Source organism: Ralstonia sp. 1138, assembly GCF_040544795.1.
In the GTDB taxonomy this organism is placed as follows: domain Bacteria; phylum Pseudomonadota; class Gammaproteobacteria; order Burkholderiales; family Burkholderiaceae; genus Ralstonia; species Ralstonia flatus.
The window spans coordinates 229,921-244,104 of sequence record NZ_JBEPKQ010000001.1 but is presented as its reverse complement, the minus strand read 5'-3'; the positions used below and the strand labels follow the sequence as shown (position 1 = coordinate 244,104).

Here is a 14,184-nt window from a genome sequence, read left to right as displayed (position 1 = left end):
TGTTATTGAGCTTGAACCGGCGAGCGGCCGGTGGCCGCGAGCAGCGCGTGATAGGCCTGCAAGGCCGTGGCCTGCGCCTGCGCGACCGCCAGTTCGGCGTTCTTGAGCGCGCCCTGGGCAGTGAGCAGGTCGTTGAAATCGGCGTTGTTGCTGGCGTAGTTGGTCATCGTGACGCGATACGCCGCCAGCGCCTGCGGCAGTTGCCGCTGCTTGTTGAAGTCGAGCTGCGCAAGTGTCTGCCGCAGCGTGTTGTAGGCGGTATCGACGGCCAATAACGTCTGCTGGCGCACCGACACGTCATTCGCCTCGGTGGCAATCTGGCTTTCCACCGCCTGGTTCACGCCGTACTTTTCCTTGGTCAGGAACCAGAACGGAATGATCACGTCCAGCTCGATCTGGTAGCTGTTCGGGCGCACGCCATACGGCGGGTTGTCGGTGGTGACGGTGGCGATGACCTGGAAGTCGGGCAGATAGGCCTTGCGCGCCAGCGTCACGCTTTTGCGCGCGGCGTCCATCAGCTCGGCCGATGCCTTGATCGACGGGTGCTCGCGCAGCGCCTGGTTTTCCAGCTCGGGCAGCGGTTCCTCCGGCAGGTGCACGGACTCGTCGTCAGCGCGCAGCACGAGCGGGAAGCTCGGCTCCTTGCCGATGAGCGTGTTCAGTGTCTGCAGCGTGGTGTCGTACTGGCGCTGTGCGGCGAAGAGGTCATTCTGCGCGCTGCTTTGCATGACCTGCGCGTTGAGGAAGTCGGCGTAGGCGGCGGCGTTGTTGGCGTAGCGCACCCGCGTGATCTGCTTGACCTGCTCCAGGCGCGTGATGGTCAGCTTCTGTACGTCGATCTGCTTCTGCAGCGCGATCGCCTGGTAGTACGTGGTGGAAAGCTGTGCGTAGAGCTGCAGGTACAGCGCATCGTTTTGCGCGTTCAGCGATTCCGCCTGGCGATCGGCAATCTCGGCGGCCAGCGCTTTCTTGCCCGGAAACGGGATCTGCTGCGTCAGGTTGTACTGGCTGCCGCCTGCGCGGTTGACCGCCAGCGGAAACCCCTTGGGGATGCTGTTCCAGATGTAGCCGAGCTGCGGGTTGTTGGGCGACGCAAGCTGCGGCGGTATCGACTTGGCAGAGAGGTAGTTATGGCGCGCCTGGATCAGCTGCGGGTTGCTGCCTTTCAGCTCCTGCAACAGTTCGACCAGGTTGAAGCCGGCGCCCGTCACGCCCGGCACGGAAGGCTTGATCGGCGGCATGGTGGCGACCGGCATGCTGGCCGCGGCCGGGCCCGTTGCCGGCGTGGCTGCCCAGGCAGCGGCAAGTGGCAGGCAGGCCGCCGCGCACAGCACGGCCCTCGCCCGTGAATGGAACGCACCCCGATGTTTCACTGCAGCAGACTCCCCTTGAGACGGGAGCGTTTTTACCGACGCGAACTTTCAAGCGCCTTTCACGACTCAGCGAGCCGTCAGGGCGCTAGAAAACGCGAAAAAACGCGCCCTGCGGCGGCAGTCTGCGACAGTTATATGACAAGACATGACGGCCGTCTCAGGCCGGTGCAAGCGGGCATGCCATGCCGACGCGGGTCGCAAGTGCATCGCGCATGGCCTGAAGGCTGGCGATCCGGGCGTCGATCGTGGCGAGTTTCTCGCGCAGCAACGCGGTGACGGCGGCATCGGTGTCGGGTTGCTGCCACACCTGGGCCATGCCTTCCTTAATTTCCGCCAGTGTGAAACCCAGCTGCTGGGCCGTGCGGACGTATTGCACCAGTTCCACGATTTCGGGCGGATAGGCACGGTAGCCGTTGCTCCGGCGCCGCGCACGAATCAGCCCGCGTGCCTCGTAAAAGCGCAGGCCATCGCGTGAGACGCCGGTGGCGGCGGCCAGGTCGCCGATGGACAGGTCACCGGCATGCGCATTGGAAATGGGAGCGGGCAGAGCGGCAGGCATGGTCGTTTGGAACGGGGGATACGGTCGGGGCTTGACCTTGGAGCGTACACCAAGCTTTACCGTGGCGGCTCCTTCACTTCACGTCTGGAGTTTCCCCATGGTTTCCGAATCGACCTTCCTGCGTATCGTGCGGGCCAGCGCCTGGTATGACCTGATCGTGACCGCACCGTTTGCCACGCCGTGGACATTTGCGCTGTTGCATCAGGCGCTCAGCGCATTGGCGCATGTGCTGGGCATCGGCAGCTTGCCTGCATTTGAGCCGACGCATCTGCTGATGGCCAATCTGATGGGATCGGTGGTGTGCGTGTGGTCGGTGCTGCGTCTCCGACAGACCAGTGTGGCGCTCGGCCGGTACGACGCCGTGGCGCGCTGGCTGTTTGCGGCGTGGCAGGCATACGCGCTGGCATCGGGCGCTACGCTGCTGGTGGTGCCGTTCCTGATCGCGGAGATTGGCTTCGGGCTGCTGCAATCGCTGCCCGTGGGCCGCGTGCCCGGGCGAGCAGGTGCGCGGGCAGCGTAACCGCTTGCGTGGTTTAGCGCGCGACCGGGGCGCTGGCCGGTGCCTCGGGCGGCAAGCCGGCCGGGATGTACGGGCCGCCGCCCAGCACCTGCATGCGCGACAGCACGCGCAGCTGGTTGTCGAGCTTGGCCGCGTCGACAAAGCGTTTGACGTCGTCACCGGCGCGGCGGGCCATCTCGGGCGTATCGACCCAGCCTGTCAGCGTGACCTTGCCGTCTGGGGTGGAGCGGATGCGGATCTGGCGTGTGCTGAGCGCGGTGTCCTGATCCAGCGCTGCCTTGACCTGGTACGAGAGCAGCGAATCGTCGAGCATGTGCGCGCCGGTGCTGTTCGGGCTATCGCCCCACGCGCAAGCCGTAAGCAATGCTGCGGCGCCAATTGCGGCCAATACACCGACCGAGGCTGCGACGGACAACTGAGGGAAGCGCATCGATGCTCCTGAAGAGAGGGCGACAAGCCGACATGATAAGCCCGCCGCCCACCCAATCTGCTTAACGCGTGCGGCGCTGCCAGAGCGTCTGCGCCGCCAGCCAACCCGGTCCCACCGTTGCCGCGAGCGCAATCAGCACGCCCCACACAAAATGAAATTCGATGGCCGATGCCGACAGATTGGCCCAGTAAGACACCGCCGCCACCACGTTGACGAAGAACAGCCCGGCAGCCGCCAGCCGCGGCACGACGCCGGCCAGCATCAGCGAAGGGAAAACCAGTTCGCCGAACGTGCCGAGCGCTGCTGCCAGTGCGGGGGGCAACAGCGGCACTTTGTATTCCTCGGTGAAGAGCAGCACCGTCGTGTCCCAGTCGTGCAGCTTGGTCAGGCCGGAGCGGAAGAACACGTAAAAGAGATACGCCCGTGCGATCAACAAAATGACCGAACACAGCGTGCTTTGCGGACCGGCAAGCCGATCGAACGACGCGCGCAGGCGCGTAAGCGGGGCAAACGTCGTGGTGAGGGTGTTCATGGCGTGTCTCCAGTAGACGCGGTTGTTGGGCAGGCAGACAGTGCGAGCAGCCCCGAGCGATAGAGGCCGGACAGGCATGCAGTCAGATCAAAATCCGGCCGCTCGGCCAGGGTGGTTTCGAGCGCGGCCTGAAGCGAGGTCCCAGCTTCGCAAGCGGCGAGGAAGGTGGCGGTCGGGGGATCGAGATCGAACACGTCAACGCGGTGCCCGCGCACGGCAATCGCGGCGGCTTCGCCCACGCCCAGGTCGATTGCATTGAGCGCAATGGTTTCGCCAGGCTGGTGCGCGCGCCAGATCGACACCACGGGCCACCGCGACGCCACCCACTGCGCCCCCTCGATCAGCCCCGCGCGGATGGTGTCCGCAGGCTGCGCGAGCAGCGTGGCGTCCGCCGTTTCAACGTGCGCGTCCGGGGCGTAATGCGCCCAATGCACGCCCCATTCCAGACGCGCGACATCGGCCAGATAGGGCACGCTGTGCGCCAATGGCGATTGCGCAATGACGTCCGGCAACGCATTCCCGTAGTGATGCAGATTCGGTGATGTGGATGCCTGCACGGCAAGCGTGTCGCGCACGAGTGCATCAAAGCAGTCCTCGCCGACGAGCGCGCGGCAGACGGGGTAGGCCCCCGCCAGCGCGTTGCGCAGAATGGCCAGACGCGCGTTGCGGTAGATGGCGATGCCGTGTGTTTCTTCGTTCGTTGCGGAGGCCGTCAGTGCGCCAATGAGGTGCGCTTCCCAGTCAGGCAGTCGCATGGCCTGGCTCCTGCATGACGGCGTTGGCGTGGCGATCGAGCGTCGCGTGGGCGCGAGCCACTTCGCCGAGCAACACCTCCACGGGCGGCAGTTCAGCGTCCCATTCGATCAGCGTCGGGCGCGGGCCGTGCTTGGCAATCCACGCGTCGTACAACGCCCAGACGGGCGCATGGACGGGCGCGCTATGCGTGTCGATCAGCATGCCGTCTTCCACGCTGAAGCCTGCCAGGTGAATCTCGCCGACCAGCGCAGGGTCGATATCGGCGAGGACCGATTCGACCGTCACGCCGTGGTTGACGCTGTTGACGTACAGATTGTTCAGGTCCAGCAAGATGCCGCAGCCCGTGCGCCGGGCGAGGGCGGTCAGGAATGCACCTTCCGAGACGGCGTCGTTGGCATCGACCAGCGTGCGGCAGTCGATGTACGCGGCAATGTTCTCGATCAGCAGCGGCCGCTTGAGGATGTCCTGTGCGCGCATGACGTTGGCGCACACGATCTCGAGCGATTCGCGGGAATAGGGCAGGGGCAGCAGATCGTTGACGACCTGTGCGCCGCTGCGGTTGAAGCACAGGTGCTCGGAAATGGCGACAGGCGCAACGGCGTCGGCCAGGGCAGCAATGGCGCGTACGTGTTCGACGTCCAAGCGATCTGCGTTACCGAGCCCCATGCCCACGCCGTGCAGGCTCACCGGCTGGTGCTCTCGCGCAGCCAGCAGCGCTGCACGTGCGGGGCCGCCATACAGATAGTTCTCGCTGTGCACCTCCGCCCACGGGAAGCGGGCTTCCCCGTGCAGCAGGGCGGGAAAGTGCGGTGCGCGCAGGCCTGCGCCGGCGCAGGTTGGCAGAGCGGTCTGCATGGCGGTCACCCGGCGTCGCGCGTTACTTGGACGCAGGCTGCATCGTGCCGCCCATCTGCGCGCAGGTGCCGGCCGGCACGTACTTCCACGACATCGGGTCTTTGTCGATCTTCGACTGGCCTGCGCAGGCGTGGGCGCTGCCGGGGCTGGCGCAATCGTTCTGGCCGGCCTTGGCGACGCCGTAGCACTTTTCCTTGCCGGCAGCGTCGGCGGCCTGCACCGGCGTCGACAATGCGCCCAGCGCGAGCAGGCTACCCAGAGCGGCGGCGATCATGGCGTGTTGTTTCATTTGTGTTCTCCTTGATTGAACAGGTGTCGTTGAACGGCTGGCAGGGCGAAATCCCTCGCCGTACGGTGCACTGCGGCATCGCGCAGATGTGTTCCGTGCACCTTCGTCGGCGCATGGCTGCGTTCCTGACACGGAGAACAGAAATTTTTTTGAGTTTTTTTTAGGACGGGAGGAAGCGCGGCAAACCGCCAAGAAAAAAGGCGACCCCGATGGGCCGCCTTCAGGCTGGACAGGAAAAATTTACCGGGCGTGCGAGGCGCGCGTGCGTGCCCCTTTCTTTGCGGCGGCGGAACGGCCCGCCGCGCCCTTGGTGGCGGCGCCTTTCTTGGCCGCCGCCGAGCGCTCGCTGGTCGAACGCTTCGAAGCCGCGCTATGCGCCTGCTTGGACAATGACGACTTGGATGCCGCCGAATGGCCTTCCTTCTTCAGCGTGCGTGTCGTGGTCTTGCTGCGCTTGGTCGTGGATTCCTTGCTGGCGCTGGCGTGGCTGCTTTTCTTGCTGCCGGCCTTGACGTCCTTTTCCGCCTTCTTTCGGGTGGCGGCTGACGCCTTGCCTTCCCCCGGCGGCTTAACGGCAACGCCAGAGCGGCGTGCCTTGGAGAGTCCAATCGCAATGGCCTGCTTGGTGTTTTTCGCACCGTGCTTGCCTTCGCGGATGTGATCCATCTCTTCCTTCACGAAGTTGCCTGCCTGTGTTGAGGCGGCCTTGCCGTGGCGCTTGTCGGCGCGCGCACGTTCTACGGTCTTGCGTTCCGGCATGATGACGTCCTCCGTTGGGTTGGAGCGCCGGCCGGCAATGCAGTGGATCAACTCACAGATCAGCGAACCGGCAGCGCTTACGCCCACAACCACGCAACCGGCGTACCTGCGCTGTCTGCGTGTCAGCCCACGCGGAAATGCTCGATGCTCTGTCCGGCGTTGACGGCGCGTTGCAGCCAGTCCGGCATGTCGCCCGAGCCGTCCCAGTGCTGGCCGTCTGCGCTCATGTAGACGGGGCCGATGGGCGCAGGCGGTGCGGGCGGCGGCGGTGGCGCGTCAAAGCAGCCATGCGTCTGCAGGTCTTCGACAGACAGGCCGTACATCTGCATCTGTTCCAGGATCCAGGCGATCGCGGTGTCGCGACCCGGCTCCGGCGGGTGACCTTCCTTCATCTTGTACGTATCTTTGGGGTTTCTGTCCGCTGGCTGCCAAAGGGAGAGAGAGGCAGGCGCAGGGCGCGCCGGCGCCAGCGGAAAACGCACAAGAATAACAGCAGTTGGGCCGCCCATTCGTGTTGCCGGTGGGGTGGCCCATTGCGCGTATTGCGTTATTTGGAAACGGCGGATTCGGTCCGCGCCCGCAGCCACCGATATGGCGACCACCCCAGATTCATGCCGGCCGCCGCCAGCAGGATCGCCGCGGCGCCCAGGAATTGCGCCAGTTGCAATCGATGTCCGAACGCAACAATGTCCACGGCGATCGCAACGATTGGATAAATAAACGACAGCGAGCCCGTCAGATGCGTCGGCAGCCGCTGGATGGCGCCGTAGAGCAGGATGTACATCAACCCGGTGTGCACCACGCCCACCGTGACCAGCATCACCCACGCATGGGCATCGGCTGGCGGATGCGACAGGTTGGCCAGCGGCGCCAGCATCAACACGCCGACGCACACCTGGATGAGCGCAATCAGATGCGGCGGCGTTCCGGCCAGCTTCTTGATCAGCAGCGCGGCCACCGCGTAGGCAAACGCCGCGCCCAGCGCCATCGCAATGCCCGTCAGGTAATCCGTCCCCGCGCTGGCGGCGGGGCCGACTTGGACAATCAACACCACGCCAATAAAGGCGAGGGCCAGCCATGTGAGCTTGGCCGCCGTCAGCTTTTCCGACAAGAACAGCGCGCCCAGCCCGACCAGCATGAAGGGCTGGGTGTTGTAGACCGCCGTGGCAATCGAGATGGACGCGCGCGGATACGCCGCAAACAACAGCAGCCAGTTGATGACGATGGCCACACCGCCCAGCGCGGCAATGCCGGCGCGCCGCCACGTGATCGCGCCGCGCAACAGCCCCAGCCCTGCGCATACCACCAGCAGCGTCAGCGCGCCGAACACGCAGCGCCAGAACACAACGTCGGCCACGGGCTGGCCGGAGCGGACGACAAACCAGCCGATCGTCCCGGAGATGATCATTGCGGCGGTCATCTCGACCGTGCCGCGCGTCTTATCGTTCATGCGAACCACCTTGAGCGTTGGATGCAAGAAGGATCGCACGCGGATGACCGGACTTCCATTGCTTTTCTAAGGCAAAATCCACGTTGCTTCTCATGAAATAAGGCGAAACGCCAGACCGGACCACGGAAGAAAAAATGAACGCGATTGACGCCCTGGACCAACGCATTCTTGACGTCCTGCTGACCGATTCCCGCATCTCGCTCAAGCAGCTGGCCGAGCAGGTGGGGCTGTCGTCCCCGAGCGTGTCGGAACGCCTGCGCCGGCTGGAAGAACGAGGCGTGATCCGCAATTACACCGTCGACATCGACCCGGCGGCGCTGGGCTACACGCTGCAGGCCATCGTGCGCGTGCGGCCCATGCCGGGCAAGCTGCATATCGTGCAGCAGCTGATCGAGGAGATTCCAGAGATCGGCGAATGCGACAAGGTCACCGGCGAGGATTGCTTCATCGCACGCCTGTACGTGCGCTCGATCGACCAGCTTGATGAGATTCTCGATCGCGTGGCCTATCACGCCGAAACCAATACCGCCATCGTCAAGGCGCATACGGTGAAGCGGCGCGCGCCGCCGTTTGCCCCCGCTGACTGACGTGCCGGCCGTTATGCGGCGACAGCAGGCTCCTGGATGGCTGCAAGAGCCATGGCCTGTCGCAGATCGGCAATCAGGTCTTCCGGTGCCTCCAGCCCGACATTGAGCCGCACCAGACGGCCACGGTAGTGGCGATTCGGCCGCGCCAGATCCGGATAAGGCATCACCAGGCTGTTCGTGCCGCCCCAGCTCATGCCGATCCGGAACATGCGCAGCGCATCGATGAACGCGTTGACCTGCTCGGCCGAGACGCTTTCCTGGAAGACCACCGAAAACACGCTCGTTGCGCCGGTAAAGTCGCGCTTCCAGAGTTCATGGCCCGGGCATGACGGCAGCGCCGGATGCAGCACGGTGGCAATGCAATCCTGCAGATGGAGCCAGCGCGCCACCGCCAGCGTGGAGGCTTGCAGGCGCTCCAGCCGCAGCCCCAGCGTTTGCAGGCCACGCAGCGCGAGGCTGCAATCGTCGGGCGAGGCGCCCATGCCCAGGTCGGCAAACGCGCTGCCCACGCGCTCGAACATCGCTTCTGAGTTGACGGAGACGGAGCCAAGCAACAGGTCGCTGTGGCCGCCTACGTACTTCGTCAGCGCCTGCATGCTGATATCCACGCCGTGCGCAAAGGCATCGAAATACACGCCCGCCGTATAGGTGTTGTCGAGCGCCACCGGCACGCCGCGCGCGTGCGCCGCCGCCACGATGGCCGGCACGTCCTGGATTTCCATCGTGACCGAGCCGGGGCTTTCGGTCCACACCAGCGCGGTATTTGGCCGGATGCGCCCCGCGATGGCCGCGCCGATGAGCGGGTCGTAGGTTTCGACTTCGATGCCCATGCGTTTGAGCAGGCCCTCAGCCATGCTGCGGTTGGGCCCGTACGCGCTGAACGGCACCAGCGCGTGGCTGCCCGCGCCGCAGCAGGCCAGGTAGACGAGCGCAATGGCAGCCTGCCCGCCCGGGACGATAAAGCTGTGGCGTGCGCGCTCCAGTTGCGCAATCCGCGCGCCGAGTTCGATGGCCGTCGGCGTGCCGTACAGGCCGTAGGTATAGCCGTGCTGCGCATGGCGCCAGTCGTCCACGACCTGCGCCGCGTTGTCGAACAGCACGGTTGAACCGCGGTAGACCGGTGTCACCAATGAACGAAAGCCGCCAGGGGCGAGTGTTTCCGGGCTGACGAGCTGGGATTGCCAATGCATTGGATGGCCTGTGCGAACGAAATGATGACGAAATCCTATGTCACGTCGGCAGAGCAATTTCCGCTATTCTGCCCAGCCAGACGCAAAAATTTCTCGCCCAAAGCCCGGCCATGGCCCCTCAGAAATCGCTCGAACTCGACGCCTTCGACATCGCCATCCTCAATGCTGTGCAGCGGTGCTACACCACGCCGCTGCGTGTGATCGGGGAGCAGGTCAATCTATCGACCGCCGCCGTGCAGCGGCGCATCAAGCGGATGGAGGAGGCGGGCATCATCGTCGGCAACGTGGCGGTGGTCGACCCCGAGCGGGTGGGCAAACCCATCACCGTGATCGTTGAGGTGCATGCCGAGCGCACCAATACCGCGGCGATGGCTGCGCTCAAGAAGGCACTCTCCGGCCCCGAGGTGCAGCAGTGCTATTACGTGACGGGCGAAGCCGATTTCGTCCTCATCCTGAACGTGGCCACGATGACCGAGTACGAAGCCCTCGCGCGACGCCTGTTCGACGACAACGACAACATCAAGTGGTACCACACGGCCGTGGTGCTCAATCGGGTGAAGGTCGGGCTCGAAGTGCCCCTGGGCTAGCGATGCGTGCCGTTCCACCGCCTGCGCAATGCGTCAATACGGGGATGAGGCTATAGTGCCGCAGCGCCGTGCCTGATAAGGTTCGCGCGCCATAACACGTACGCTGGCACGACCGGCGTCCATGAAGGTACCAAAGGAGCTCCTATGCAGAATCCCAGAACAGGCATGCGGTGGATCGCCGCCGCAATCGCATCGATCAGCATCACGACTGTCGCACACGCGGCGTCTGTCGCCCCCGTGGCCGCAGAGAACGGCATGGTCGTCTCGGCACAGCACCTGGCCAGCAAGGTCGGCGTGGAAGTGCTCAAGCGCGGCGGTAACGCGGTCGACGCTGCCGTGGCCGTGGGCTACGCCCTGGCCGTGGTCTATCCGGCTGCCGGCAACCTCGGTGGCGGCGGTTTCATGACCATCCAGCTGGCCGATGGCCGCAAGACCTTCCTCGACTTCCGTGAAGTCGCCCCGAAGGCCGCCACCGCCAACATGTACCTGGACAAGGACGGCAACGTCATCAAGGGCGCGTCCACCAAGGGCCATCTGGCCGTGGGCGTGCCGGGCACCGTGTCCGGCATGGAATACGCCCGCGAGAAGTACGGCACCATGCAACGCGCTGCACTGATCGCGCCGTCCATCGCGCTGGCCGAGAAGGGTTTCACCCTCGATCAGGGCGATGTCGACATGCTGCACACCTCCACCAAGGACTTCCAGGAAGACGCCGCATCGGGCGCGATCTTCCTGAACAAGGGCCAGCCGTTCCAGGTGGGTGAGAAGCTGGTGCAGCGCGATCTGGCCAAGACGCTGCGGGAGATCAGCAACAAGGGCACCGACGGCTTCTACAAGGGCTGGGTCGGGCAGGCCATTGCTGCATCGAGCAAGGCCGGTGGTGGCCTCATCACGCAAGAAGACCTCGTCAGCTACAAGACGCGCGAGCTGGCGCCGGTCGAGTGCGATTACCGCGGCTATCACGTGGTGTCGGCACCGCCCCCGAGTTCGGGCGGCGTGATCATCTGCGAAATGCTGAACATCCTGGAGGGCTATCCGCTGAAGGACCTGGGCTGGCATTCCGCGCAGGCGACGCATTACCAGATCGAAGCCATGCGCCACGCCTATGTGGATCGCAACAGCTACCTGGGCGATCCGGACTTCGTGAAGAACCCGCTGGACCGTCTGCTGAGCAAGGACTACGCGGCCAAGATCCGCGCGGTGATCGACCCGAAGAAGGCTGGCGTGTCGAAGGACATCAAGCCGGGCGTCGAGCCGCATGAAGGCAGCAACACGACGCACTACTCGATTGCCGACAAGTACGGCAACGCGGTGTCGGTCACGTACACGCTCAACGACTGGTTTGGTGCAAAGGTCACGGCCGCCAAGACGGGCGTGATCCTGAACGACGAGATGGACGACTTCACCGCCAAGGTCGGCGTGCCGAACCTGTACGGCCTGGTGCAGGGTGAAGCCAACTCGATCGCCCCGGGCAAGCGTCCGCTGTCGTCGATGAGCCCGACCATCGTCACCAAGGACGGCAAGCCCGTCATGGTGGTGGGCACGCCGGGCGGCAGCCGCATCATCACGGCCGTCATGCTGACCATGATCAACGCGATCGACTACGGCATGAACGTGCAGGAAGCCGTCGACATGCCGCGCTTCCATCAGCAATGGCTGCCGGATGTGACCAACGTCGAGCCGTATGCCCTGTCGGAAGATACGCGCAAGATCCTGACGTCGATGGGCCACAACCTCGGTGCGCCGCAGCCGGCCAACCATCTGGCGGCGATCATCGTGGGTGCGCCGTCGCTGGGCGGCAAGCCGGTCGGCAACAACCGCTTCTATGGCGCGAACGATCCGCGCCGCAACACGGGCCTGGCAGCCGGTTATTGATCGGCATTGCACTACCCGCAGTACGAAAAAAGCCCGCCGAAATTTGGCGGGCTTTTTGTTTGCGACGTTTTCCGGGTCAGGCCGCCGCGGTCAGCACCGGCAGATTGCCCTCGCCAAAGCCGTGGTGCCCGCGCCGTTGCACGATCTCGAAGAAGATTTCGCCCGGATGGCGCTTGATGAAGGTTTGCAGGAACAATTTGGGCACGCCGTCGACGATCTCGCCGTCGACGAGGATGCCGTATCGGCGCAAGGCGTCCAGATCCAATCCGTGGCCGGGCAGCCGCGCATCGACGGTGTCGTAGTAGTGCTCGGGTGGCTCGACGAAGGTGAGGCCGTTGGCGGCCAGCGCGGTCGCTGTGCGCAGGATGTCGTCAGTGGCCAGGGCGATGTGCTGCACGCCTTCGCCGGGGTGGTCGGGCAGGTAGGCGTGCATGAGGTGCGCGCGGTGCGTGCCTTCCTCATAGAGCGGGATGCGGATCGTGCCGCACGACGACACCATCACGCGTGAATCCGCCGCGACATGCCAGTTGGCGTGCAGCTCGTGGATTTCGCTGAAGCCGAGCTGGTTGCGATAGAAATCGATCCAATCCTGCAGGCGGCCGGGGCCGACGGTTTGCGTCAGGTGGTCGACGCGCGCCAGGCCGACGCCGGCGTGGTGCCAGTCCTCATACGCGGTGGCGGCATCCAGCGGCCGGAAGTCGATGTCGTAGATGGAGATGTCGCCCAGGCCGCCCCGAGTACCGTGCTTGCCGCGCCAGCGGTCGACAAAATACAGGTGCGTATCGCCCACGCCCTGGATGGCCGGTATTACCAGTTCGCTCGGGCCGATCGGCTCGGCCTCGGCCGGCCAGGCGCCCAGTTCGACGGCGCGGTCGTAGGCGTGCTGGGCATCGTCGACGCGAATACCGATGGCGCAGATGCCCACGCCATATTCCTCCGCCCAGCGGTGCGCGAAGGAATCGGCCTCGGCGTTGACGAGGAAGTTCATGTCGCCTTGCCGGTACAGCGTGACGTCCTTGCTCACATGCCGCGCGATGGCCTTGAAGCCGAGGGATGCGAATACCTGGCCGAGCGCGGCCGGTGTTTGCGTAGCGAATTCGATGAACTCCAAGCCGGCGGTCTTGAATGGCAGGTCGGCGTTGCGGCTCATGGTGAAACTCCTGTGGCTGAAGCAAAGAATGAGGACACCGCATTGTGTACCACGCACGTGGCAATGCCCAACCGCCAGTCGCTACGCGGCCGCCCTTTGTGGATTCGCCCGATGCTGCAGCTTTGGCAGCCAGAGGAACGCGATGACCACCAGCGCGCCGCCGGCAAGCATCATCGGCGCCACCATGGGCCAGGCGCCCAAGCTGTGCGATGCGTCGTCAAAGGCCGCTGCGGTCTGCCCCAGGCAGAAGGCCGCCAGCATCATGATGAAACCCGACCATGACACCGCGCGCCCGGCAAGATGCGGCAGCTCGCCCACTGCGCCTGCCTGGCCGCACGGCTGGTGAATGCCGTGGCCCATGCAATAGACGGCGTGCCCGAGCAGCAGCGGCCACGCGTGCCCGGGAAGCAGCCAGCAGCCCAAGCCCTGGATGCCCGCGCCGAGCAGGCTGAGCGTGGCGCCTTGCTGCACCGTCCGCACAAGGCTTTGGCGACGCAGCAGGCGCCGGCACCCGGTGGTGCTCAGGATGTAGACGAGCGAGCCGCCGGCCGGTATCCAGCCATACAGCTCGGGCGACAGGCCGAGGTACGCGATGTAGACCATCGGCGAGAGCAGCAGGAAGCAGAAGATGCCGGCATAGGTCGAGGCCGCCAGCAGTCCCCAGGCGCGAAAATCCGCGCTGGAGAAAATCTCCCGCACGCCGCCTGACTCGCTGCCGGTCTCCTGCCGGGTTTCGGCAAAGCCGTACCAGCACATCGCCCACAGCACGATTGCATAAAGGCTCATGCCCGCCAGCACCCAGCGCCAACCCGCGTGCTGTGCGACAAAGGCCCCGAGAACCGGGGCCACCAACGCCACGAAGCCCAATCCGGTAAGCCCCCGCGCCAAGACGTGTGGCCCCTCGCGTGCCGGATGCAGATCGCGTACGGCAGCGCGTGCGCACACCAGGATGGCCGCCATCGAGAAACCCTGCAGGGCACGTGCGGCGGTCAGCATGAAAGCGGTTGTCGCCAGTGCGCCTGCCAGCGCCGCTGCGGCGTAGCACGCAAGCCCGATCAGCAGCACCTGACGCCGGCCAAACCGGTCAGCCAGGCTGCCCATCGGCAACTGCCCAATGCCAAAGGCCAGCGCGAAGACCGTGAGGCTCGTGCTGGCCGATCCCAGCGTCTGGGCGATGGCGGGCAGGGTGGGGAGGTAACTGTCGGTCGCGACCGGCTGTGCCGATAGCAGCAACGGCAGCAGCAGGGCAAAGCTCAAAGGGCGACGCGTCAT

Annotated in this window: 17 protein-coding genes; 4 read left to right on the top strand and 13 right to left on the bottom strand. The window is 65.1% G+C overall.

The annotated features are described in order from the left end of the window. Positions 1 to 2 precede the first annotated feature (2 nt). Together ABIC76_RS01080 and ABIC76_RS01075 are read right to left on the bottom strand one after the other, a co-directional pair. Positions 3 to 1,373: a TolC family protein gene (locus ABIC76_RS01080; protein ID WP_374220532.1), complete on the bottom strand. Its 1,371-nt coding sequence runs from the start codon at positions 1,371 to 1,373 to the stop codon at positions 3 to 5. Positions 1,374 to 1,530: 157 nt separating this feature from the next. Next, the gene (locus ABIC76_RS01075; RefSeq protein ID WP_051530863.1) at positions 1,531 to 1,932 is read right to left on the bottom strand and encodes a MerR family transcriptional regulator; all 402 of its coding nucleotides are present in this window, start codon (positions 1,930 to 1,932) and stop codon (positions 1,531 to 1,533) included. 97 nt (positions 1,933 to 2,029) lie between these two features. Between ABIC76_RS01075 and ABIC76_RS01070 the strand changes: the two genes are divergently transcribed. Beyond that, complete coding sequence (locus ABIC76_RS01070; protein WP_102066329.1) at positions 2,030 to 2,452, top strand: hypothetical protein; 423 nt, start codon at positions 2,030 to 2,032, stop codon at positions 2,450 to 2,452. A 13-nt stretch (positions 2,453 to 2,465) separates the two neighbouring features. Here ABIC76_RS01070 and ABIC76_RS01065 read toward each other — a convergent pair whose 3' ends face one another. The 8 genes from ABIC76_RS01065 to ABIC76_RS01030 form a co-directional block, all read right to left on the bottom strand. After that, positions 2,466 to 2,882, bottom strand: a complete 417-nt coding sequence (locus ABIC76_RS01065; protein ID WP_102066330.1) for a BON domain-containing protein — start codon at positions 2,880 to 2,882, stop codon at positions 2,466 to 2,468. Between the two features lie 61 nt (positions 2,883 to 2,943). Beyond that, positions 2,944 to 3,414: a DoxX family protein gene (locus ABIC76_RS01060; RefSeq protein ID WP_102066331.1), complete on the bottom strand. Its 471-nt coding sequence runs from the start codon at positions 3,412 to 3,414 to the stop codon at positions 2,944 to 2,946. Further along, complete coding sequence (locus ABIC76_RS01055; protein WP_354532685.1) at positions 3,411 to 4,169, bottom strand: HvfC/BufC family peptide modification chaperone; 759 nt, start codon at positions 4,167 to 4,169, stop codon at positions 3,411 to 3,413. The genes ABIC76_RS01060 and ABIC76_RS01055 overlap by 4 nt, the downstream gene beginning before the upstream one ends. Then, positions 4,156 to 5,025 carry an MNIO family bufferin maturase gene (bufB, locus tag ABIC76_RS01050; RefSeq protein WP_102066364.1) on the bottom strand — a complete coding sequence of 290 codons (870 nt, stop codon included), beginning with the start codon at positions 5,023 to 5,025 and terminating at the stop codon, positions 4,156 to 4,158. The genes ABIC76_RS01055 and bufB overlap by 14 nt, the downstream gene beginning before the upstream one ends. A gap of 22 nt (positions 5,026 to 5,047) precedes the next feature. Next, the gene (locus ABIC76_RS01045) at positions 5,048 to 5,314 is read right to left on the bottom strand and encodes a BufA1 family periplasmic bufferin-type metallophore (protein ID WP_027679010.1); all 267 of its coding nucleotides are present in this window, start codon (positions 5,312 to 5,314) and stop codon (positions 5,048 to 5,050) included. A 240-nt stretch (positions 5,315 to 5,554) separates the two neighbouring features. After that, positions 5,555 to 6,073, bottom strand: coding sequence for a DNA-binding protein (locus tag ABIC76_RS01040; protein ID WP_354532684.1), 519 nt, complete (start codon positions 6,071 to 6,073; stop codon positions 5,555 to 5,557). A 122-nt stretch (positions 6,074 to 6,195) separates the two neighbouring features. Next, positions 6,196 to 6,465 (bottom strand): H-NS family nucleoid-associated regulatory protein, encoded by a 270-nt coding sequence (locus ABIC76_RS01035; RefSeq protein WP_354532683.1) that lies wholly within the window; start codon positions 6,463 to 6,465, stop codon positions 6,196 to 6,198. 155 nt (positions 6,466 to 6,620) lie between these two features. Then, positions 6,621 to 7,523 carry a DMT family transporter gene (locus ABIC76_RS01030; RefSeq protein ID WP_354532682.1) on the bottom strand — a complete coding sequence of 301 codons (903 nt, stop codon included), beginning with the start codon at positions 7,521 to 7,523 and terminating at the stop codon, positions 6,621 to 6,623. A gap of 134 nt (positions 7,524 to 7,657) precedes the next feature. Between ABIC76_RS01030 and ABIC76_RS01025 the strand changes: the two genes are divergently transcribed. Then, the gene (locus ABIC76_RS01025; RefSeq protein WP_354532681.1) at positions 7,658 to 8,110 is read left to right on the top strand and encodes an Lrp/AsnC family transcriptional regulator; all 453 of its coding nucleotides are present in this window, start codon (positions 7,658 to 7,660) and stop codon (positions 8,108 to 8,110) included. An 11-nt stretch (positions 8,111 to 8,121) separates the two neighbouring features. Here the strand turns inward: ABIC76_RS01025 and ABIC76_RS01020 are convergent, their stop codons facing one another. Beyond that, positions 8,122 to 9,300, bottom strand: a complete 1,179-nt coding sequence (locus tag ABIC76_RS01020) for a cystathionine beta-lyase (protein WP_354532680.1) — start codon at positions 9,298 to 9,300, stop codon at positions 8,122 to 8,124. Positions 9,301 to 9,410: 110 nt separating this feature from the next. On the opposite strand from ABIC76_RS01020, the gene ABIC76_RS01015 reads away from it, so the two are divergent. Further along, positions 9,411 to 9,887, top strand: coding sequence for an Lrp/AsnC family transcriptional regulator (locus ABIC76_RS01015; RefSeq protein ID WP_343547738.1), 477 nt, complete (start codon positions 9,411 to 9,413; stop codon positions 9,885 to 9,887). Between the two features lie 144 nt (positions 9,888 to 10,031). Continuing rightward, positions 10,032 to 11,762: a gamma-glutamyltransferase gene (gene ggt, locus ABIC76_RS01010; protein WP_354532679.1), complete on the top strand. Its 1,731-nt coding sequence runs from the start codon at positions 10,032 to 10,034 to the stop codon at positions 11,760 to 11,762. Between the two features lie 76 nt (positions 11,763 to 11,838). Here ggt and ABIC76_RS01005 read toward each other — a convergent pair whose 3' ends face one another. Together ABIC76_RS01005 and ABIC76_RS01000 are read right to left on the bottom strand one after the other, a co-directional pair. Beyond that, complete coding sequence (locus ABIC76_RS01005; protein WP_102066339.1) at positions 11,839 to 12,912, bottom strand: 4-hydroxyphenylpyruvate dioxygenase family protein; 1,074 nt, start codon at positions 12,910 to 12,912, stop codon at positions 11,839 to 11,841. 81 nt (positions 12,913 to 12,993) lie between these two features. After that, a complete protein-coding gene (locus ABIC76_RS01000; protein WP_354532678.1) occupies positions 12,994 to 14,184 on the bottom strand; it encodes an MFS transporter in 1,191 nt (396 codons plus the stop codon).